Annotated in this window: 17 protein-coding genes and 1 pseudogene; 9 read left to right on the forward strand and 9 right to left on the reverse strand. The window is 33.8% G+C overall.

All coding sequences use genetic code 11. The features are described from left to right. The first annotated feature begins 337 nt into the window (after nt 1-337). A complete protein-coding gene (locus ACP6PM_RS18645) occupies nt 338-619 on the forward strand; it encodes a hypothetical protein (protein WP_426587216.1) in 282 nt (93 codons plus the stop codon). A gap of 325 nt (nt 620-944) precedes the next feature. On the opposite strand, the gene ACP6PM_RS18650 is transcribed toward ACP6PM_RS18645, so the two are convergent. After that, a complete protein-coding gene (locus ACP6PM_RS18650) occupies nt 945-1,136 on the reverse strand; it encodes a hypothetical protein (RefSeq protein ID WP_426587218.1) in 192 nt (63 codons plus the stop codon). Between the two features lie 97 nt (nt 1,137-1,233). Here ACP6PM_RS18650 and ACP6PM_RS18655 point away from each other — a divergent pair, with 97 nt between their 5' ends. Further along, nucleotides 1,234-1,422 (forward strand): hypothetical protein, encoded by a 189-nt coding sequence (locus ACP6PM_RS18655; protein ID WP_426587220.1) that lies wholly within the window; start codon nt 1,234-1,236, stop codon nt 1,420-1,422. Nucleotides 1,423-1,635: 213 nt separating this feature from the next. On the opposite strand, the gene ACP6PM_RS18660 is transcribed toward ACP6PM_RS18655, so the two are convergent. After that, a complete protein-coding gene (locus ACP6PM_RS18660; protein WP_426587221.1) occupies nt 1,636-1,872 on the reverse strand; it encodes a hypothetical protein in 237 nt (78 codons plus the stop codon). Nucleotides 1,873-2,572: 700 nt separating this feature from the next. Here ACP6PM_RS18660 and pgsA point away from each other — a divergent pair. Together pgsA and ACP6PM_RS18670 are read left to right on the forward strand one after the other, a co-directional pair. Continuing rightward, the gene (gene pgsA / locus ACP6PM_RS18665; protein ID WP_426587223.1) at nt 2,573-3,091 is read left to right on the forward strand and encodes a CDP-diacylglycerol--glycerol-3-phosphate 3-phosphatidyltransferase; all 519 of its coding nucleotides are present in this window, start codon (nt 2,573-2,575) and stop codon (nt 3,089-3,091) included. A 564-nt stretch (nt 3,092-3,655) separates the two neighbouring features. Continuing rightward, on the forward strand, nt 3,656-5,584 hold the full coding sequence (locus tag ACP6PM_RS18670) for an ABC-F family ATP-binding cassette domain-containing protein (protein WP_426587225.1): 1,929 nt from the start codon (nt 3,656-3,658) through the stop codon (nt 5,582-5,584). A gap of 1,158 nt (nt 5,585-6,742) precedes the next feature. Here ACP6PM_RS18670 and ACP6PM_RS18675 read toward each other — a convergent pair. Next, nucleotides 6,743-7,300 carry a GrpB family protein gene (locus tag ACP6PM_RS18675; protein ID WP_426587227.1) on the reverse strand — a complete coding sequence of 186 codons (558 nt, stop codon included), beginning with the start codon at nt 7,298-7,300 and terminating at the stop codon, nt 6,743-6,745. 163 nt (nt 7,301-7,463) lie between these two features. Here ACP6PM_RS18675 and ACP6PM_RS18680 point away from each other — a divergent pair. The 3 genes and pseudogenes from ACP6PM_RS18680 to ACP6PM_RS18690 form a co-directional block, all read left to right on the forward strand. Then, nucleotides 7,464-7,757, forward strand: a pseudogene (locus ACP6PM_RS18680) (IS630 family transposase); the annotation flags it as partial. Nucleotides 7,758-8,346: 589 nt separating this feature from the next. Then, a complete protein-coding gene (locus ACP6PM_RS18685) occupies nt 8,347-8,967 on the forward strand; it encodes a thiaminase II/PqqC family protein (protein ID WP_426587229.1) in 621 nt (206 codons plus the stop codon). Between the two features lie 227 nt (nt 8,968-9,194). Continuing rightward, on the forward strand, nt 9,195-9,614 hold the full coding sequence (locus tag ACP6PM_RS18690) for a peptidylprolyl isomerase (RefSeq protein ID WP_426587246.1): 420 nt from the start codon (nt 9,195-9,197) through the stop codon (nt 9,612-9,614). Between the two features lie 1,282 nt (nt 9,615-10,896). On the opposite strand, the gene ACP6PM_RS18695 is transcribed toward ACP6PM_RS18690, so the two are convergent. The 3 genes from ACP6PM_RS18695 to ACP6PM_RS18705 form a co-directional block, all read right to left on the reverse strand. Next, nucleotides 10,897-11,823: a spermidine synthase gene (locus ACP6PM_RS18695; RefSeq protein WP_426587231.1), complete on the reverse strand. Its 927-nt coding sequence runs from the start codon at nt 11,821-11,823 to the stop codon at nt 10,897-10,899. A 927-nt stretch (nt 11,824-12,750) separates the two neighbouring features. Beyond that, nucleotides 12,751-13,875 (reverse strand): THUMP domain-containing class I SAM-dependent RNA methyltransferase, encoded by a 1,125-nt coding sequence (locus ACP6PM_RS18700; RefSeq protein WP_426587233.1) that lies wholly within the window; start codon nt 13,873-13,875, stop codon nt 12,751-12,753. Between the two features lie 216 nt (nt 13,876-14,091). After that, complete coding sequence (locus tag ACP6PM_RS18705; protein WP_293106214.1) at nt 14,092-14,697, reverse strand: hypothetical protein; 606 nt, start codon at nt 14,695-14,697, stop codon at nt 14,092-14,094. A gap of 208 nt (nt 14,698-14,905) precedes the next feature. Between ACP6PM_RS18705 and ACP6PM_RS18710 the strand changes: the two genes are divergently transcribed. Further along, the gene (locus ACP6PM_RS18710; protein ID WP_426587235.1) at nt 14,906-16,633 is read left to right on the forward strand and encodes a diflavin flavoprotein; all 1,728 of its coding nucleotides are present in this window, start codon (nt 14,906-14,908) and stop codon (nt 16,631-16,633) included. Between the two features lie 109 nt (nt 16,634-16,742). Here the strand turns inward: ACP6PM_RS18710 and ACP6PM_RS18715 are convergent, their stop codons facing one another. From ACP6PM_RS18715 to ACP6PM_RS18725, 3 genes are all read right to left on the reverse strand, one after another. Then, nucleotides 16,743-17,318 carry a tRNA-dependent cyclodipeptide synthase gene (locus ACP6PM_RS18715; protein WP_426587248.1) on the reverse strand — a complete coding sequence of 192 codons (576 nt, stop codon included), beginning with the start codon at nt 17,316-17,318 and terminating at the stop codon, nt 16,743-16,745. 428 nt (nt 17,319-17,746) lie between these two features. Then, nucleotides 17,747-18,355, reverse strand: a complete 609-nt coding sequence (cobO, locus tag ACP6PM_RS18720) for a cob(I)yrinic acid a,c-diamide adenosyltransferase (RefSeq protein ID WP_426587236.1) — start codon at nt 18,353-18,355, stop codon at nt 17,747-17,749. A 380-nt stretch (nt 18,356-18,735) separates the two neighbouring features. Beyond that, nucleotides 18,736-20,184 carry a sensor domain-containing diguanylate cyclase gene (locus tag ACP6PM_RS18725; RefSeq protein ID WP_426587238.1) on the reverse strand — a complete coding sequence of 483 codons (1,449 nt, stop codon included), beginning with the start codon at nt 20,182-20,184 and terminating at the stop codon, nt 18,736-18,738. Nucleotides 20,185-20,599: 415 nt separating this feature from the next. On the opposite strand from ACP6PM_RS18725, the gene ACP6PM_RS18730 reads away from it, so the two are divergent. Then, a complete protein-coding gene (locus tag ACP6PM_RS18730; RefSeq protein WP_426587240.1) occupies nt 20,600-21,001 on the forward strand; it encodes a late competence development ComFB family protein in 402 nt (133 codons plus the stop codon). Nucleotides 21,002-21,148: the final 147 nt, after the last annotated feature.

A 21,148-nucleotide genomic window follows, 5' to 3' on the forward strand; every position in this document is an offset into this window, starting at 1 on the left:
AGATATTCGATCCCCCCTAACCCCCCTTGAAAAGGGGGGAACTTGAAAACTCTTCTGGAAAAGGGGAGAACTTGAAAACTCTTCTGAAAAAGGGGAGAACTTGAAAACTCTTCTGGAAAAGGGGAGAACTTGAAAACTCTTCTGAAAAAAAGGGGGGAATTTCCAAACTCTTTTTCAAAAAGGGGGAACTTCCAAACTCTTCTCAAAAAAGGGGGAACTTCCAAACTCTTTTTCAAAAGGGGGAAACTTCAAAGTCCCCCTTTATAAGGGGGATTTAGGGGGATCGTAGGTGTACTTCATCCAACAGAGAAATGCTATGGTTTTTTAGGAGGTCAAAATGTCTCAACAAATTACAACCAAAGAAGACTTAATATCTCAAATCAAGGCAGCCGAATATCTGAATCCCAAGGCATTAGTTAGTTTTGGCATAACCAACGAAAAAGCAGCAGAAATGGTAGGCGTATCTCTGCGCCATTTTTATCGTTATGAACATAAACAACCACCCCTACCAATCAGAAAATTAGGAGCAATTTTAGCCCATCAATTAATTAGTGAAGGAAAAGAAATTCAGCCAGATTTAGTTTACATAATTGTAAGACATTTAAAATCAGAGAAGTAGTGGATCGACATATCTAAAATGGTGCGTTACGACGGATTCATAAATCCTTTTTATAGCCTGAGTTTAGGCCGTATTTTCATGTCCGCTCTTAGCGGAAACGCACCCTACAATGTTGCTATAGGTCTTTATTTTACATTAAAATAGAGAAATAAATATTTGTTCATCTATGAAATAAATCCTGATTTTTTGCATTTAACTTTGTCAAGACCACAGAAGAAAAAAAAGACAATGCCAATATGTCAGTAGACAAGAACAAATAATCAGTATGTAATAGAAATATGAGGGAAATAAAACCTCTAATTTGAGTCAAAAATACTTTGGGGTATTATGCCACCAGAAATGATATTTGACCGCGAAATTTTCCATAGCCCAAGTCATCTTCAAAACAATCATTTTCACCGTTATAGTCTTTTCCAGCAAAAGTCTTTTGGTGTTGATGAAACAAATAGTGATGATGACGACTTAATTCCAGAGGTAGATATTTCGAGATTAATTTTAATAGATTAAAAATCGACAAAATTTATTACCTCTTAACCTAATTAATACCAGTCTCATCTTATAAATTGAGGCAGGTATCCTGAAAAAACAATAGTTCAATTTGTTGAGGAAAAACAATGAATTTCTTTACTACTTTATTAAATTTTGCCGCTACTTCTTTAGTAGGAGGTGTAGTCTCAGAAGAATTTGGTCCAGACGCTGGTCGTCTAGCCAGCAAAGCGACTGGTTTACTTCTTCGTGAAGTAGAGAATGCTGATATTAGTGACGATACTTATGACCTTGATTCAGATTTCTACTTGGATTAATTCTAGTTAACTACAGAATTAACTAAGTAATTTAGGAGCAGGAAAATCTGAATATTAATCCAGATAAATTATTCCCCTGCTCCACTAATTTTGATTTAGCGATCGCCACAGCAGACTCACAATCTATTGCTCAAAAAAATTGAGCATAAATTATACAATTTTTAACTTTTCAAACTCCTGTAGGGGCGTTTCATGGAACGTCCCTACTTATTATTAATAAATATCCTTATCTTCCTCCAATAATTCTGCCTCAAAAGTTTGCAATACATCATTTAATTGAGCCTCTGGACAAGATGCAATTAACACGTCAAAAACATCTAACAACTTAGCAGCGGTTTCTCCCAAAGTAGGACTCATTCCCCAAACATCTTGCACCCAATCTTGAGGAAGTTCCTTATCAAAAATCAAACGTTCTAATAATTCTTTTGCTTCTTCTTTTGATACAGACATAATTATAATTTTAACTAATAAAATCAATTTCAATAATTGTAGCAATTATATTATATCTGGTTGAATAGTTATAATTAAAGTTCGTAGTAGGGCTTTAGCCCTAAGTATAAATCGGGCTGAAGCCCTACTACAAACAAATAGTTTTTTATTACTGATTATCCTGACATAATATTACTCAATTAAAATCAAGACTATAGCCTGAATATACTAATATATAGCAATTCTAAATGACTTGTGAAAAAAACTGTAGGGATTTGGAAAGCAAATCCTATTTTTGCTTGGGTTTAGAGATCAAATATCTACAATAAATTTAGGATTGCTATAACATTTATCATAAAAATGATGTACATTTAAGATCCCCCTAAATCCCCCTTTTTAAGGGGGACTTTTTCTTGGCTCCCCCCTTAAAAAGCTATCCCTGATAAGGAACTCCTGAAACCCTTATGGGAGTGTGGGGAGTGTGGGGAGTGTGGGGAGTGTGGGGGGTAAAAATCTTGTCTACAATTCTCAAAAAAATGTCTAATTCAACACACTTTTCTGCTGAAAAAGCCGCTCCAATACTTATACATAACTGGTCTTTTTTGTCAAGTTTTATGTTAAGAAAGATGTTGATAAAGCATAGCTTAAAAAGGGGGGCGGGGGGGGGATCTACTAATAATATTTACTCCTTCTTCCTTCTTCCTTCTTCCTTCTTAAAATTATGAACATACCTAACTCAATTACTTTTTCTCGTCTGTTGGGAGTACCTATTATTCTTTACACTCTCAAGACTCCAACTAATCAGAATCTTTGGATATGTTTAGTTATCTTTTTAATTGCTTCAGCTACAGATTTTTTAGACGGTTATTTAGCACGAAAACTTAATCAAATCACCGACTTAGGTAAATTTTTAGATCCTTTAGTAGATAAATTATTAGTTTTAGCACCCCTATTAGCATTAATTGAATTAGGCAAAGTTCCCGCTTGGGGAGTATTTTTAATTTTAGGTCGGGAGTTAACAATAGCTGGTTGGCGCGTTAATCAAACAAAAATTTCAGGAGCTAATATTTGGGGAAAATTAAAAACTGTAAGTCAAATTATTGCCATTGCTTTATTAATTGCTCCTTTACCTAAAATTTGGGCAACTATAGCAATAATTATGTTTTGGATTTCTGTTGCTTTGACAATAATTTCAGGGATAATTTACTTATTACCTCCTCAAGAAACTAGCAATACTTAACGAAGTCAGAAGTCAGATAGGGGAGCCGTCGGATTGGGGACGTACAGAAGTTGTTTTTGTCACGGGGATTTTGAGCAACCCTCCAAAAACATTTCGCCTTAAAAAGCGGAGTGGTGCGACCTAATTATTTTGATAAGTTGTATTTTTGAACTAATTTTTAATATCTGTTCATAATGAAAATTAATCCTGTAATAAGTAGGGGTTTGGTCTCCAAACCCCCCACATAAGAATAACTATATTTCAGTCAATATTTACAGCAGTTTTCAGGTCAACGAATTATGTTAAGAAAATGATAATTCTGTAGGGACGTTGCATGCAACGTCCCTACTCTATCCAAATTAAAACCGTTGCAATTGCTTTTTGATACACTAAATATTCAGCTATTAGCTGATATTAAAAATCATCCTTAATATTAAACAATTTTTGACGATATTGGCTTGAAGCTAGAATTGATGTATAATCTAAACTTAGCTTAATTAGTTATAGTGTTTCTCAAGTTACTGAAATACAGTTATTCTTCTTATTTTCTACTCCCTACTCCCTACTCCCTATTCCCTAAAACAAATGAGTATATTCACACTTCAATCAGTAAAAAAAGACTTTGGCATTAAAGAAATTTTGAAAGATGCCAATTTCAGTTTAGACCCTAACGATAAAGTAGGTTTAATTGGTACAAACGGTTCGGGAAAATCAACCCTATTAAAAATGATTGCTGGTTTAGAACCTACAGACGGCGGTCAAATTTTAGTCAATCAAAATGTGAGGATTATTTATTTGCCTCAACAACCAGATTTAGATGAAAATAACACTGTCTTAGAACAAGTTTTTGCCGATAGTGGCGAACAAATGGCACTGGTAAAAGAGTACGAAGAATTATCAGAAAAATTAGCTCATTATCCAGAAGACGATCGGTTAATGGTGCGTTTTTCCGAACTAACTCAAAAGATGGATTCTACCAATGCTTGGGAATTAGAAACTAAGGCAAAAATTATCCTCAGCCAATTAGGAATTCAAGATTTTGATGCTAAAGTTAGCAACTTATCTGGAGGTTATCGTAAACGAATTGCTTTAGCGACAGCCTTACTTTCTGAACCTGATGTTTTGTTAATGGATGAGCCAACAAACCATCTAGATGCTATCTCTGTAGAATGGTTACAAAGTTACTTAAATACTTTTTCTGGAGCAATTTTATTAATTACTCACGACCGTTATTTTCTCGACCGAGTTACTAATAAAATTCTGGAAATAGACCGAGGCGATATTTACACTTATTCGGGTAACTATTCCTACTATTTAGAAAAAAAAGCTTTAGCTGAAGAATCAATAGTTAGTTCTCAAAGGAAACATCAAGGCATATTACGTCGAGAATTAGAATGGTTGAAACGAGGTCCGAAGGCTCGCAGCACTAAACAAAAAGCCAGAATTCAACGCATAGAAGAAATGGAAGGGAAGGAGTTTAAACAAGCTTTAGGAAAGGTGGATATTTCTACTCCTGGTCGTAGGATTGGGAAAAAAGTTATTGAGCTAGAAAATGTTTCTAAATCCTATGACAGTAGAACCTTGATTAAAGATTTTACCTACGAATTTATCCCAGAAGATAGAGTAGGAATTATTGGTGGTAATGGTGTGGGAAAATCAACCTTAATGGATATTATCACAGGTAGGGTTGAAGCTGATTCTGGCAAAGTAGAAATAGGAACAACAATACATATAGGTTATTTTGACCAACATTCAGAAAATTTGCTTGATGCTGCGACGGAAAATCAAAGAGTAATTGATTATATAAAAGATGTGGCAGAGTATGTTCAAACTGCAGATGGTACTCAAATTAGTGCTTCTCAAATGTTGGAAAGATTTCTATTTCCTGGGAATCAACAATATGCTCCTATCTATAAACTTTCTGGTGGAGAAAAAAGACGATTATTTCTGTTAAAAGTATTGATGAGTGCCCCTAATGTTTTGATTTTAGATGAGCCGACTAACGATTTAGATGTACAAACTTTGGCAGTGTTGGAAGAATATCTCGAAGAGTTTAATGGTTGTGTAATAGTAGTTTCTCACGATCGCTATTTTCTCGACCGAACTGTAGAGAGAATTTTTGCTTTTGAAGGAGTAGGAAATTTACGACAATATCCGGGAAATTATTCCCTTTATTTAGATTATAAAGAAGTAGAAGCAGCAGCAAAAAAATCTGTAGAAGTTGAGGAAAAACCAAAGGAAACTCAGTCTAAACAGCAAAAAGCAGAAAGAGTTTCTCGTGATAAGACTGGGCAAAGAAAATTATCATCAAAAGAGAAGCGAGAATATCAGAATTTAGAGAAAAAAATTGCTCAGTTAGAAGCTGAAAAAGCTGAGGCAGAAAATGAACTTTATAATGCACCTCCAACAGAGGTCAGCGAAGTGCAAAAACTCCATGAAAAGGTAGAAAGTTTAGGACAAGAAATAGATATTGCTACAGAAAGATGGTTAGAATTAGCAGAGATAGATTCCTAAGCTTTTCCGGAACATTTGACCACTATAGCGTTTCTGAATAAGATGTGAAAACTGAGTCCTATTAAAAAAGGAATAAGTTTGGGGGAACTTGCAATAGTAAGGAAGAGAAAACAGGATTAAATAGTGAAAAATACAAGACAATGGATACCCAATTAGCATTCTTTTTTTATCAGAAAAAACCTGAATCTAGATTTAAATCTGATTTAAAAACACTATATCTTATTTATTTATTCATGCCTTATTCCTTATTCAAAAACTCTATGAAAAAGTAGAAATTTTAGGAGAAGAATATAGATATTGCTACATAAAGATGGTTAGAATTAGCAGAGATAGATTCTTGACTTTTTAAGAAACCTAAGAAACCGGATTTGTCGAGGGTAGATGTTAGATGGTGAGGTATTTAATACAAACCCGGTTTCTCTATTTTTTTATTTCAGTTGTAGGCAAAAGATATAACAATCTGCGCTTAAGTTGTAGTATTTTATCGTAGGGGTTTGGTCTCCAAACCCAAGCTTAAGATGGGATTTGGAAACCAAACTCCTACAGTTTATTTCACATCTAATTCCTAATTACTATGGCTAAGAAAGAATTGGTTAGGACAATTACCGAAAAATTTTGGTTTAAAGCCTCCCCTTTTAAGGGGATAATAAATAAAAATTTTCATGATTAGTCAATCCTATCCATTTTCAAGGAGAGGTAATTATTCATTATTCATTATTCATTATTCATTATTCATTATTGAATGTATTTATTCATCCCTCTTTGCTTCTTGCTTATTCAAAAAATCCATAAAAAAGTAGAAATTTTAGGGAAATAATATAGATATTGCTACATAAAGATGGTTAGAATTAGCAGAGATTGTTAGTTCATATAAAATCCGGTTGAACAGTCGTCATTGCGACGATAGGAAGCAATCTCCTAAACATAAGAGATTTCTTCCTTCCACTCCGTTCCAGTCGCAATGATTTAGCGATAGTAATTATCCGGATTCTATATCAGAGATTGTTAGTCAAATAAATCTAAAAAAGGAGCTAGATAAAAGAAAATTGGGAAGAAATAGTTTAAGGATTAAGCGAATATAATTCAGAGATGAGCATTTAACAGTTAAAATCTATTTAGTCATAGTATTAGTTATGGTTTTATTTAATGGTTTTCTCTCTAATAAATAGTCTCACGGGGTGACTGCTGAATGCTTAAACGCCATTGTGCTGCTTTTCGATCTATTTCTTTAATAAAGCTATCTTTGCCATTCATATAACTATCAATATCTGTAGGGTATTTTTGTGCTAAACTCCGCTTTAATTCACTATATTTATGTGCATCTTCAGGATGATAAATCATATAATCCCGAAATGCTAAATGTCGTTCTATTTGCTTTGAATTAACTTCAAAAATATGAACATGATGACTTCTAGTACCTTCCTGATTATTTTTACGAAAATAACGACGCTCGGCAATACCAAATTCACCCATTACTTTGTAACCTAGTGACTCCATTAAGGAATTTCGCTCATCAACTTTTACAAGATTCTTTACTTCAACCAATATATCAATAATAGGTTTAGCGTAAATATGAGGTATAGCTGTACTCCCAATATGATGTATGGCAATTATATTTTCTCCTAGAATATGATTAATTTTTTGTGCTTCTATCTGAAATTTTTCATGCCATATTGGGTTATGATTAACTACTTCTACTTTTCTCATGATTTTCATATCAGTTTCATAAATGTTTGCTAAATTATAGCAATCCTATTTGAGTTGTAATATTTTTGCTGGTAGGGGCGATTCGCGAATCGCCTCTACAGGAGTCAGAAGTTAGAATTTTAAAGATTTTTCGTTAATATTAACTGTTATAAAAATTTTCACAACCAATTTAGGATTTTTATATCATAATTATCAAGCAGATCGAGAATATTTAATGACAATTAATCAAGATTTATTGATTATAGGAATGATTGATAAATTGTACAAAATTTACTCCGTAGCATTCGGAGCAAAACCCTGTTGAAGATATTTGGTTGGAAACCAAAAATTTAATTAGATAATTCTATCATCTTTGCAGTTATTTTAAAGTAGTTAAGTGGCTATTTAGGTTTTTTACTGGTGGTCAAGTCAAATATTCGATTTCCCCAAACTTTTTCAGTATGGAATTTTGCCACAACCAATTTAGGATTGCTATATTTGGTTAAAAACAAAAAATTTAATCAGACAATTTTATCATCTTTGCAGTTATTTTAAAGTAGTTAAGTGGCTATTTAAGTTTTTTGCAGATGGTCAAATATTTGATTTCCCCAAACTTTTTCAGTATGGAATTTTGCCACAACCAATTTAGAATTACTATGTAGCAATCAGGAATCAGATGTGAGAATTGAGGTGTTGCTTAAAGGTATAGAATATAGAAGTTATGTAAGCATTCAGCTGTCAGCTATCAGCTATCAGCTATTAGCTATTAATTCATTGCCTGATAAGCAGGAATTAGTTTCCAAGAAGAATTCAAAATTATGTTTGCGCAGCATTCCGCAGGAAAAAATAAAGATCATTAGCTAACCGAAGTCAAGTTATTACTTGAAAAAGCTGAATGCTGAATGCTAATAGCTGAATGCTTACGAAGTTATCATATTCATATATATTAATTTTTTCTTTTTCTCTGTTCCCTGTTCCCTGTTCCCCGTTCCCTAAAAATATCCAATATCTCACAACTCAAATCATATTGCTATATTTTGATAGAGTATCGAAAACCTTATTCCTTACTGAAACTTATGAACTGTCAAGAACTATTAAAAAAATACTCTCAACAATGGCAAGCAGCAACCGTACATCCATTTTTAAATGAATGTAAATTAGGTACTATTAAAGCTCAACAATTTAACACTTGGCTAGTACAAGATTATCTATTTGTTGTGGAATTTACTCGGATGGTAGGCAGAATTTTAACTTATGCCCCTACCACTCATTTTAATTTAATTCTTAGCGGACTAAACGCTCTCCAAGATGAACTAAATTGGTTTAAAGATAAAGCAACAGAAAGACAATTAGATTTGAATACAAAAAAACAATTAACTTGTACAGAATATTGTGATTTTATGAATAAGATAACTGAGATGCCATATCCAGTACAAGCAACTGCATTATGGGAAATTGAACTAGCTTATAATCAAGGTTGGCAATTACCAGGAGAAATGCCACTACCTTATAATGAATTTGCCAACCGTTGGGGAAATCCAGAATTTACAAACTATGTTAAACTGCTAGAGGCACAAACTAATGAGGTATTACAAAGTGCCTCAATAACAGTACAAAATCAAGCTGAAGCTACTTTTTTAAATGTCGCTAGACTAGAAAAAGACTTTTGGCAAATGGCGTATAATGCCACTAATTAACTAGCTATCAGTCATCAGCTTTTAGCTTGCCTCTTTCAGAGGAACTTCGTTAACAGCTATGAGTTATTAATTCATGATCTTGGAATAATAAATTAGTCTCCAAGTAGAATTAAAAGTAATGAAAAAAAGGTTATTAATTGCTAATCTTAAGTAACTTATTAGCTTCAAAGCTGACTGCTGAATGCTGAATGCTGACTGCTTCTTTAACTTTAGGAGAAATTCAAAAAATGACACGAGCTATCATGGAAACAGAAAAGGGAACAATCAATTTAGAATTGTTTGATAATGATGCTCCCAATACTGTGAAAAATTTTGTTGAATTAAGTGAAAAAGGATTTTATGATGGCTTGAATTTTCATCGTGTTATTCCTAATTTTATGATTCAAGGAGGTTGCCCCAAAGGTACAGGTACAGGTGGCCCTGGTTATAAAATTAAATGTGAAATTAATAGTAATAAACATTTAGCTGGAACTTTATCAATGGCTCATGCTGGTCGCGATACAGGTGGCAGTCAATTCTTTATTTGTCACGCTCCCCAACCTCATTTAGATGGCGTTCATACAACTTTTGGAAAAACTGAAGATATGGAAGTTGTAAATGCTATTCGTCAGGGTGACAAAATTCTTTCTGTAAAGATTGAGAAGTAATTTTCATCTACCCCCATCTATATCTATGAATTGTTGATTTAGATGGGGAGTTTGTATAAAACTAAAATGTCTTGTAAAATTTTCATTTTTTCTACTTATTTACTATTTTATTTAGTGAGATTTTCTTGCTCTTAAAGGAACAGGTTTATTGCAACCTACGGATGGTATATCTTTGATAACTTCAAGACAATTTTTCCTAGAAGCTATAGGTGGATCGACAGAAAAATAAAGAGTATTAAGGTCGCCGTATTTTTCAAAATAGTTAGTAATAAAAGTAGAATTTTGATTTAAGTGAAGTACCTATCTAAATATTCAGAATAAGATGCTGCAGCTCATCCACATTCTTTTAACTCTTTAGATATGGAAGTTGTAAATGCTATTCGTCAGGGTGACAAAATTCTTTCTGTAAAGATTGAGAAGTAATTTTCATCTACCCCCATCTATATCTATGAATTGTTGATTTAGATGGGGAGTTTGTATAAAACTAAAATGTCTTGTAAAATTTTCATTTTTTCTACTTATTTACTATTTTATTTAGTGAGATTTTCTTGCTCTTAAAGGAACAGGTTTATTGCAACCTACGGATGGTATATCTTTGATAACTTCAAGACAATTTTTCCTAGAAGCTATAGGTGGATCGACAGAAAAATAAAGAGTATTAAGGTCGCCGTATTTTTCAAAATAGTTAGTAATAAAAGTAGAATTTTGATTTAAGTGAAGTGTCTATCTAAATATTCAGAATAAGATGCTGGAGATCATCCACATTCTTTTAACTCTTTTATCGTATCTCCTCACAGATAATACCCCAGAAAAACGACCATTAAATAAGAAAGTCTTTCTATACTAGGGAACAGGGAACACGCGCACTGGGAAAAGTTGGAAAAACATTTCCTAGTCTAAAATTCATCATCAGTAATTGTCCTAATAATCCTTTTTTAGCTATATATTTGCATCACAACTTACCAAATTAATATCAATATATTAACCAGTCAAGGGGAGTGGTTCAACTAATTCCTGACAATAACCAAAGTTTTCACATTTAACTTTATTACTGAGCAAAGAATAATCTAGACCAATAAGACATTCCATTGATATAAACCAAAAAAACAAAATTAAAATTGTATTTTTCAGCGATCGCCTATTAGAAAAGTTTATCCTTCCTTATAAATCATCCCATAATTGTGCAACGCCAGTAAAAATATTCTACGATTTCTAATATAGCTTAGGTCTCAGATAGTTACTTCATTCCACTTTTTTTTATTTATTCTTTCTTGCCTTTTCATTAAAATAACCATGAATCAAAATAATTACCAGGTGAAGTATTATCCTGGAGAATTGAAACTTTCTCTAAATTTAAACCAGATAATTCTTCAATGATTTTTAGATTCTTTGCTATGTCTACCAAAGGAAACGAAAACTGATGTTTATCTTGAATATACTTAGCTTTTTCTATAATTTCTGCTTTCTCAATTCGATTGTCACGAGTACCAATAATAATAGTATTTTTACCGCTAGTATGACAGACATAAATAGATGGAAAAATAGATTGAATAGTTTTCACATACTCCGCTTCAAAACGATTACTTTGTAATGTATTGACAACTATAACTCCAGACTTTGATAAATGGCGATCGCACAACTCATAAAATTCTTGAGTCGCTAAATTATAAGACATATAGCCATTGCCAAAAGCCACATCGACCATAATAATATCATACTTATCCCCATCGTTTTTTTGTTCTAAATATTCCCTACCATCTTGAATTTTTACTTTTAATCTTTCATTTAATTCGACTCCGAAAAATTTCTGAGAAATTGCCAGTATATTAGCATCTACTTCTGTACATTCTATTGTTACATCTGGAAAATAGTGATGTAAAACTTGAGGAATACTACCCCCACCAAAACCTGCGATATAAATTTTTTTTGGCTGACTATTCCACAGCAAAGCTAACATCATTGCCTGAGTGTAAGGAAAAATTAAATATGTAGGGTGATTCAAATTAAGTATTGATTGAACCCAATTCATTTTTAAAGTTACTTGCTCTACCAATACTAGCTGAATGATGAATTGAATTTTTTTTATAGTTAAAAAATGTATGCCAGAAGGTTGAGAAAAAATTACTCCATCAGGTTGTTCGTGCAGCCAAGAAATTCTTTGTCGAATTGCTTCTAAATTTTTAGCTTGCCAATCTTTTTGATTATTCATTTTTTTAGGGAATTATTTCAGTTATCAGTTATCAGTTATTTGGCTGAAGCAGCCGGATTAAAATAGGAATTTGGAGACCAAACCCCTACAGTTTTTTATTCATAAATTATTTAGATTAGAATTGCTATATATCTAGCATTTTCCCCTTTTTTCAAAATTTAATTAATACATTCCTGGCTAATAATTATCAAAAAAGTTATTCTACCTGTGGTAGTTATATCAAATCCTGTAGTATCTAATACCGCCAGAAACCCGGTTTGTTTTAAAGCCAAAGTTTATGGCATTAACAATTAATAATTATTAATTATTGATTGTTAATTGTTAATTAAATAATTCCGGTTAAAAGCCTCCCCTTTCAAGGAGAAAAAGCGGTCGTTTGCGGAGCAGTCCGTTAGGATGGGATGGCGAGGTCTCCTCGCCATATCCAATCGACCAAGAGAATAAATAATATTTCCTTATATTCAATCCTCTCGGTTTTAACCAGAGGTAATTATTAATTATCAATTATCCATTATCCATTAATGAACTCCTACAAACCTGATTTCTTATAACACTTCCGTTGCCAAGCGGATTTGATATTACTTATGTAATTAAACTTTCTCCCTTCTAACCTTTTTTTTGCTTCAGCCCTCTGTATTCTGTCTCCTGTCTCCTGTCTCCTGACTCCTTCTTCAATACAATTCATACTTTAATAATTTGCAAGCTATATATTCAATCTTCTCGGTTTTAACCAGAGGTAATTATTAATTATCAATTATCAATTATCCATTATCCATTAATGAACTCCTACAAACCCTGTTTCTTATAACACTTCGGTTGCCAAGCGGATTTGATATTACTTATGTAATTAAACTTTCTCCCTTCTAAGCTTTTTTTGCTTCTACCCTCTCTATTCTGTCTCCTGTCTCCTGTCTCCTGACTCCTTCTTCAATACAATTCATACTTTAATAATTTACAAGCTATCGGACCATTATAAACAGGAATTCTAGCAGAAGTTCTTAACCCCACCTGTTTAGATAATTGTTTATTTCCTGTCAAAATAAAAGCAGTCCAACCAGTAAAACGTTGTTTAAAAACATCACCCAACATTGTATAAAACTTACCCAATTCTTCCACTTCTCCTAAACGCTCCCCATAAGGAGGATTACAAATAATTATTCCTTTTTCTGCTGGAGGTTCTAAATTAGATAAATCCGTTTGTATAAACTTAATTTTATCTGAAACACCACATTTTTTAGCATTACTACGAGCTTGAAAAAGCACTTCTGAATTTTTGTCGCTTCCCATAATTATTGATTTTACTTCAGTTAATTGACTATTCTTAGCTTCTGTTAATAAATCTCGCCAAAGCGACTCATCAAAATCACGCCAATTCATAAAAGCAAATTTATTTTTAAACAATCCAGGTGCAATATTTAATGCTTTTAAACTTGCCTCTAAAGGTAAAGTTCCAGAACCACATAAAGGGTCTAAAAAAGGTAAGTCTGGAGAATATTCTGCCATCTCCAACAAAGCTGCTGCTAAAGTTTCCTTCAAAGGAGCAAAACCCATTGCCAACCGATAGCCACGCTGATGTAAACTACTACCAGAACTATCCAAACTAAGGATACAATTCTTATGTTCAATATGAGCATTAACTAATATCTCAGGATTTTTAGTATCAATATTCGATCTATAGCGAAATTTTTCTATTTGTTGCTCGGTAATAGCATCCTTTATTTGCAGAGCAGTATAATGAGTATGCTTTAATTTCTCATTACTTCCCGTACAGTGAACTGCCAATGTATTTTTAGGAGATATATACTTTTGCCAAGGAATTTTTTTAACTTCCTTATATAAAACTTCTCGGTTAACACATCTAACTTCTGCAATGGGAACTAAAACTCTAAAAATAGTTCTTGCCCAAAGATTAACCCGATAAAGTAAAGTCTTATCCCCAGTGAAACTTACCCCCGTAAATTCTGGAGAGACATTTTTAGCTCCTAAACTTTCTAATTCTTGAGCAGCAATAGTTTCTAACCCTTTAGCCACTTTGGCATAATATTGATTCATTAGACTTCTTCAGAAAATAGGGACTAGGTAGTAGGGAGTAGGGAGTAGGGAAAAGCAATTGATAATTTATGGATAAGAATTGATTTTATTTTTGATTTTTGGAGAAGTTTATTATAGGTAAACAAAATTATTTGTATAGCAACAGAACTTTTTAAGATAGTGAGGTAATTTTTACCCATCTTCTTTCCCTGTTGCCTGTTCCCTATTCCCTATTCCCTAAATTGAAGAACAATCTGAAATATAATTTCCATTACTATCTCTAGAAACTATATATCCTTGATATGGATTTGTCACTTCTATAAATCTTTGGGTACCACTACCAATTTCTTCATTTCCCGTAACTTCTATTCTTTGACCATTTTCTACTACCCCAACTCTACGACTTGCCGAGTTGCGTGTCTCAAAAATATATAATCCATTTGGTCTGAGTACATAACAAGTTTTTAACTTAATTCTTCCTTTAGCTTGGTAATTAATTACACGCTCGGTGAGTGCATTCTGTGTTCTTGAATCTACACGATATTGGTCTGGGCCAATAATATATTCAATCCCTTGTACTGGGTCATAAGCTTCCCAAGAACTACCTCTTTTTATAGCATTACCAACGATCAGCCAATCTTGCTCAGTTCCATTTTTGGGTTGACTAATGAATATATACTCACCTTTCCGGGTTTCGCAAATATTGATCTTAAAGTTTGTAGTTTCATAATTTGCTTTTTCAGAGCCATATCCATAACAGGTCTGTCCCTGGGATGGCAGAATTGCAGTCCCTAACACTAAAGCCGTTGTCAAACCTCCAACGGTGGCTAATCGGTGTTTCATTGTTTCTCCCCTTTCTGCCATTGGATAGTAGCAAAGCCTGATTATTATACCACAAATTGAGACATATCTCTCTAATAAAATAAAATAAATTCAGTCTAATTTGATATTTTTAACTATCTAATAAAATTTTCTATGAAAAACTTATAGTTAAATTGTGTAAAAATATTAAAAAGCAAATAAAAATCATTATTTTAGAGAGAGGTCTCCGATGGTAGCAATAAAAGACCGAGTAAAAAATAGACTTACAATAGAGACAAATAAAATTGCTCCTGATACAACGGCCATTCGTTCCCTGGATTGGGACCGCGATCGCTTTGATATAGAATTTGGTCTACAGAATGGTACCACATATAACTCCTTTATCATTCGAGGAGAAAAAAATGCCCTGGTGGATACATCCCATGAAAAGTTTCGCCAGTTATACCTAGATACCCTGTGGGGTCTGATCAAACCTACCGAAATAGATTACCTAATTATTAGTCATACCGAACCAGATCATAGTGGTTTAGTCAAAGACATTATCGAACTAGCTCCCCAAGTTACAGTAGTTGGAGCAAAAGTAGCAATTCAATTTTTAGAAAATTTAACTCATATACCATTTAATAAGCAAATTGTCAAAAATGGGGACCAATTAGATTTAGGCAACGGTCACGTTTTAGAATTTGTTTCGGCACCAAATTTGCATTGGCCTGACACAATATTTAGTTACGATCGCAAAACCCAAACCCTATTTACCTGTGATGCTTTTGGAATGCACTATTGCTCAGACAAAACTTATGATGAAAACCTCAGTGACATAGAAGCAGACTATAAATTCTATTACGAATGTCTCATGGCTCCAAATGCTCGCTCAGTCTTAAATGCCATGAAACGTATGAAAGCACTGGGAGAAATCAATACCATTGCCACCGGTCACGGTCCCCTACTACGTCATAATCTAGTAGAACTAACAAACCGTTATGAAGAGTGGAGTAAAGCAAAAAGCAAAGCAGAGACAACAGTCGCAGTATTTTATACTTCTGATTATGGTTATAGCGATCGCCTCTCCCAAGCTATTGCCCACGGGATAATCAAAACAGGGGTAGCTGTGGAAATGATGGACTTAAAATCTGCCGAACCCCAAGAAGTACGGGAATTGGTAGAAATGGCAAAAGGAATCGCGATTGGAGCGCCACCCAGCACAGGTCCGGTAGCTAGCACTGCTGAAATAGCGATCAGTACTATTTTGGCAGCAGCAAATAAAAAGCAAGCATTTGGTTTGTTTGAATCAGGTGGTGGGGACGACTTATCTATTTATCCTCTTGCCAACCAGTTTAAAGAATTAGGTCTCAAACAAGCATTCCCCAATATTCTAATCAAAGAAACACCCTCAGAATTAACTTACAAATTATGTGAGGAAGCGGGGACAGATGCAGGGCAACTTTTGACTCTCAAGGAAACTATCAAGCAAATGAAGTCTCTCGATAGTGACCTAGATAAAGCTTTAGGTCGTCTGAGTGGAGGTTTATATATTATTACTGCTACCAAAGGTGAAGTTAGTAGTGCCATGTTAGCTTCTTGGGTAGTACAAGCTAGTTTCCAACCTTTCGGAGTTTCTATAGCAGTAGCAAAAGACCGAGCTATTGAGGCACTAATGCAAGCTGGCGATCGCTTTGTCTTAAATGTATTGCGGGAAGATAACTATCAAGGTCTGATGCGACATTTTCTGAAGCGTTTCCCACCCGGTGCAGATCGTTTTGCAGGAGTGAATACTCAAACGGCTAAAAATGGTAGTCCGATTTTAAGTGATGCCCTCGCTTATTTAGAGTGTGAAGTAGCAAGTCGGATGGAAGCAAGCGACCATTGGCTGATTTACGCAACTGTTGATACTGGGCGAGTTAGTGACTCAGATGCTTTGCCTGCTGTGCATCATAGAAGAGTAGGAAATCATTATTAATTTAGAGTAGATTAGTAGTGCGGGCATCTTGCCCGCAAGCAAAATGAAAGGATACTTGATAAACAACCCTGAAGAAGAAGAATTCACGACTAGACATCTCCAAAAATTCTCATTCCTTCTCAATTTTAGCATTCCGCTTTTTGAGGCGCAGCCGAACCCAGACCATTTGCTTGAGCGGTAATGGTACTTCTGGGTGTAGCCCCTCCGACATATCTTCAAAAATTTTGATTGAACCTGGATAAACGGCAACTTGCCATCCTTGTTTTACAAGGTAAGCGTTTATAGCGGACTCCTCAAGAAAGTATATTATTCCTAGATGCTGCCTTTGCTCATCCACTTCTTCTGTTTCTACCTGTTGAACTCGGTTCAGATATTGTTGAACAAATAAATTGACCAAACCTTGAAAAGATTCATTTTTTTTGTAAAGCTTCTCAAGGTCTTCATAATATATCTTAAAATCCGATAATTTCTCAATTTCTGAAGTAGTCTTCAACTGAAATTGACAGCTTCGGGAATACTGCTCAAACAGCGAATAGTTTTGATTAATAAACTGTTCTCCAGTGCGAATTGCCTCTAACCGAGCTTCATCTCCTTTCAATCCTTGCCTTACCTCAATTGTCAGTCGGTATATACTATCAGTAACTAGGACTAGGCAAGCATTAAAGTTTTCGCTAATCCATTTGATACAACATTTTTACTTCCAAGACTGATTCCAAAAATACACTTTTGATACTTAAACAATGAGCTACGTAGGTGAACGGGAGATACTTTATATATACTTGCTTTATACCCATAAATTAGAGTATTTTTGGTAGTAGAGTTGGTTAAGTATAACTCGTTTCTCTTGAGATCGATTGCTTGATTAATTCTAGATTGAATCAACTTTAACTCCTCTAGGGAAAGATCATTCCAGTCAAAATTTTCGATTATTGTTTTTCGATCGCTATGACTATTCATATAAAAAATATTGATTATAACTACTTACTTTTCCTTGTTCTATAAACTTCTCGATCTAATTGAGCAATAAAATCTAGAATTTTTCTACTTTTTTGCTTTAGGAAGAAGAGACTTAAACCCCAAAATATCAAACATTCTTCCTTTTTTCTATCAAAATTAATACTCAATACCAGCCTGCGCCTTTACACCTTGTTCTCTAAAAGGATGCTTAATCATCTTCATTTCTGTCACTAAATCAGCCCTTTCAATTAAATCAGAAGGAGCACCTCTACCTGTAAGAATAATATGAGAATCTACTCGTTTTTCATCTAAGCCAACCAATAAATCTTCTAACTTTAGATAACCCAATTTTAGAGTAACATTAACTTCATCAAGCAAGACTAATTTAAAATCTGGGTTGCGGATAAAATTTAAAGCCAAATTCCATGCTTCATAAACTTTCTGAATGTCGCGATCGCGGTCTTGAGTTTCCCAAGTAAACCCTTCTCCTAAAGCATGAAAACGTATTTGTTCGCCCCACTTGCTAAAAATTGCTTTTTCTGCGGGTTCCCAAGCACCTTTAATAAATTGGATAATTGCCACTTGGTAGCCATGGCCCAAACAACGCATTACCATACCCAAAGCTGCCGTAGTTTTGCCCTTACCGTTGCCAGTATTCACAATAATTAAGCCTTTTTCCTGAGCAGCTTGAGATACTCGTTGTTCTTGTACTTGTTTACGGCGCTGCATTTTCTGTTTATATTGCTCTGGAGTTAGGGATGTCATTGCTAGATAATCTCAAATTTTACTAAGTAGAGTTTATATCATAATTAATATTAATTTGTCAATCAATATATAATAATATTAATAATATTAAGGCGTTTTCAAACACTAAATCATACCATTTTGAAAAAAAATTTATAAATACTGTGACTAATAAATCAGGAATAAGGAATAAAAATATTCAAAAATCAATAATTAACACTTAGATATTCTGGCAAAAAATAGGATTGGCTAAAAGTTTTTTTGTCTTTGATGATGGATAAATAAAAAATATCAACAATAATAACCATATATTTGTACCATTAAAATTTATATTATAATTGCTATTTTAACTAATAAAAGCCTTTGTATGGTAAATATTTAACTAAATTATGATTCTCTTTTCATATCGTGCAGCGAAACATTCCACTAACGTTTAAATTTTCAATGACGAATTTGCTGTATTTATTGGCTAAATATTGAGTCAAATTATGCAATGTATTTTGATTAATATTGACTATTTTTATCTGCAACATTCCTATATTCATAGAAGCTCTTTTCCAGTTAGTAGAACCAAGGAATTTATCTGGATTTAACCATTGTGAACAAGATAATTTAGCAACTAAATTTCGAGAAGATTTTGCATATTCAAATACTTGAGCTGTTGATAAGGTAGCTGCAGATTTTACTTGTAAGTTAACTGCCACAACATCTGCTGATTTAGATGTTTGAACTCGATTTCTACCAGCTTTTTTAGCATTGTAAAGAGCCATGTCTGCTGCTTGTAGCAACATCTCAGGATTAGATTCAGCAGAGCAGTTACTACTTGCCACTCCTAAACTACTTGTCACCCAGTTACTCACTGCCGAAGTTGTATGAGGAATTTCTAAAGCTTCGATTTCTCTTCTGATATTTTCTGCAACCTTCAATGCTCCTTCTATAGGAGTATTTGGCAAAATAACCACAAACTCTTCTCCACCATATCGAGCTACAAAATCTCCTGGTCGTTTGACTCCTGCACTAATAGCTTGAGCTACCTGTTGCAAACATTTGTCTCCCTGTTGATGACCGTAAGTATCATTGTAGTGCTTAAAATAATCTACATCTAGCATAATTACTGACATAGAACCATCATCCCGTTTTAATCTTTTCCATTCTTGGTCTAGTTTTTCTTGAAAGTAGCGACGATTGGAAACTTCTGTCAAACTATCAATATAAGCTATTTTCTCTAATTTTTGATTTCTTTGTTCTACACTATGAAACAGTTCAGCTTTTTGAATAGCGATCGCTGTTTGAGTTGCCAAACGCTCTAATAAATTAGTATCTAATACTGGCCACTGTCGGTTGTGAGTACATTGATGAGCTATTATTAACCCCCATGTAGTCTTGTCTGTACCTTGTTTTTCTGTTTCTTGATTAATTAAGATTGGTAGTACCATACTTGCTTTGACTTGAAACTTTCTGAGTAGCTCCGCATGGCATTTGTTGACATCTGAGGTATCAACATTATCTATTAGATTAATACAACCCTGTTTGTAACGTTCTATAATATTTGCATTTAGAAAACATGGGTCATCAATAATTTTACCTAACATTGGACTGCAACCTGCTGTAACAGATTCTTTTTCTATGATACCTCTTCCATCTTCCAAAAAACGATAAATCACCACACGGTCAGACTCCAAAAAAAGTCGTACCGACTCTACTGTAGTCTCTAATATTTCATCCAAATTTAAAGACTGATGAATCTGGTCTAAAATAAGTCCCAAAAAATGTTCTTTTTGTCTAAGTTCCTGGACAGCTAATAATGTTTTGAGTGCATTGTGAGGTTCTGTTTTTTTAGAAATAACCATAATTATCCCCCTGCGAATTATGAGTGAGTGTTCAAAGCAACCTGATGGTCTGTTATTAGCTGTTTCCAGCAAACAAGTTAATTAAAGTAATTTGTCTGATGTTCTTGTTTCATTACATATATCCTAACCAACCCAGTTGTGAAGTAGTAAAAAAGGCATTTAATTGCAAGTTTAATCTAAAAAAAAACACTAAATGTAATTCTTGACGAGTTATTGTGTATTTTTTTGCACATTCAAAACAACAGCATAATTTTTTGTGAGAGCTTATCCACATTCTCGCTATTCATCCAGAAATACGCTGATAATAAGAATATGTTGAGGATACAACAAAAAAGACTCAACAAACCAATGTTAACATCTACTTGTTGATATGTAGGTTCAAGAAATATTTTGAAGATAAATAAGGATATCTCCAATGATTCAGACTAACTCTCAAAAGAAATATATCAATATTATGGAAGAGATGGTTGCACAGGAAGTCAATCGCAAAATGAAATTGCTGCCTCAAAAGTTGGCAAAATATATTAAGGGAGCTGATGTAGAAACTTATGCTCTGAATCGTCTGCCACCATTATATGCTTGTAGTCAGGAAGGTTCGCAATTTCAAACAAAAAAAGCTGAAAAAGATTATCAACAAAAGATTGCTCTGGTAGTAAATCGTGCTTTTATTGCAGTACAGAGAGACCTACTGAAAAAATCAACTCCTCTATTTAGAGAGGAAACCAAAAAAGCATCTTCCGAAACTCAAGAAAGTAGCAATCAAAACTTGAGTTGGCATCATAGTCGCTACTATCGACTAGGGTGTGCTAGATCCTGAATCACCATTACCAAATTATTTATAGCAATACGCAAATAGTTGAGGACATTGAGACAAGTCCAAAAGCTATTGTAGTTAAATATTGCCTGCAACGTCAGTATGCAGGGCTAAAATTAGCTTGTTTGTAAGTCAAAATTTTTTTGTTTT

Origin of the sequence: Dapis brunnea BLCC-M229, assembly GCF_050015995.1 — a bacterium.
GTDB lineage: Bacteria > Cyanobacteriota > Cyanobacteriia > Cyanobacteriales > Microcoleaceae > Trichodesmium.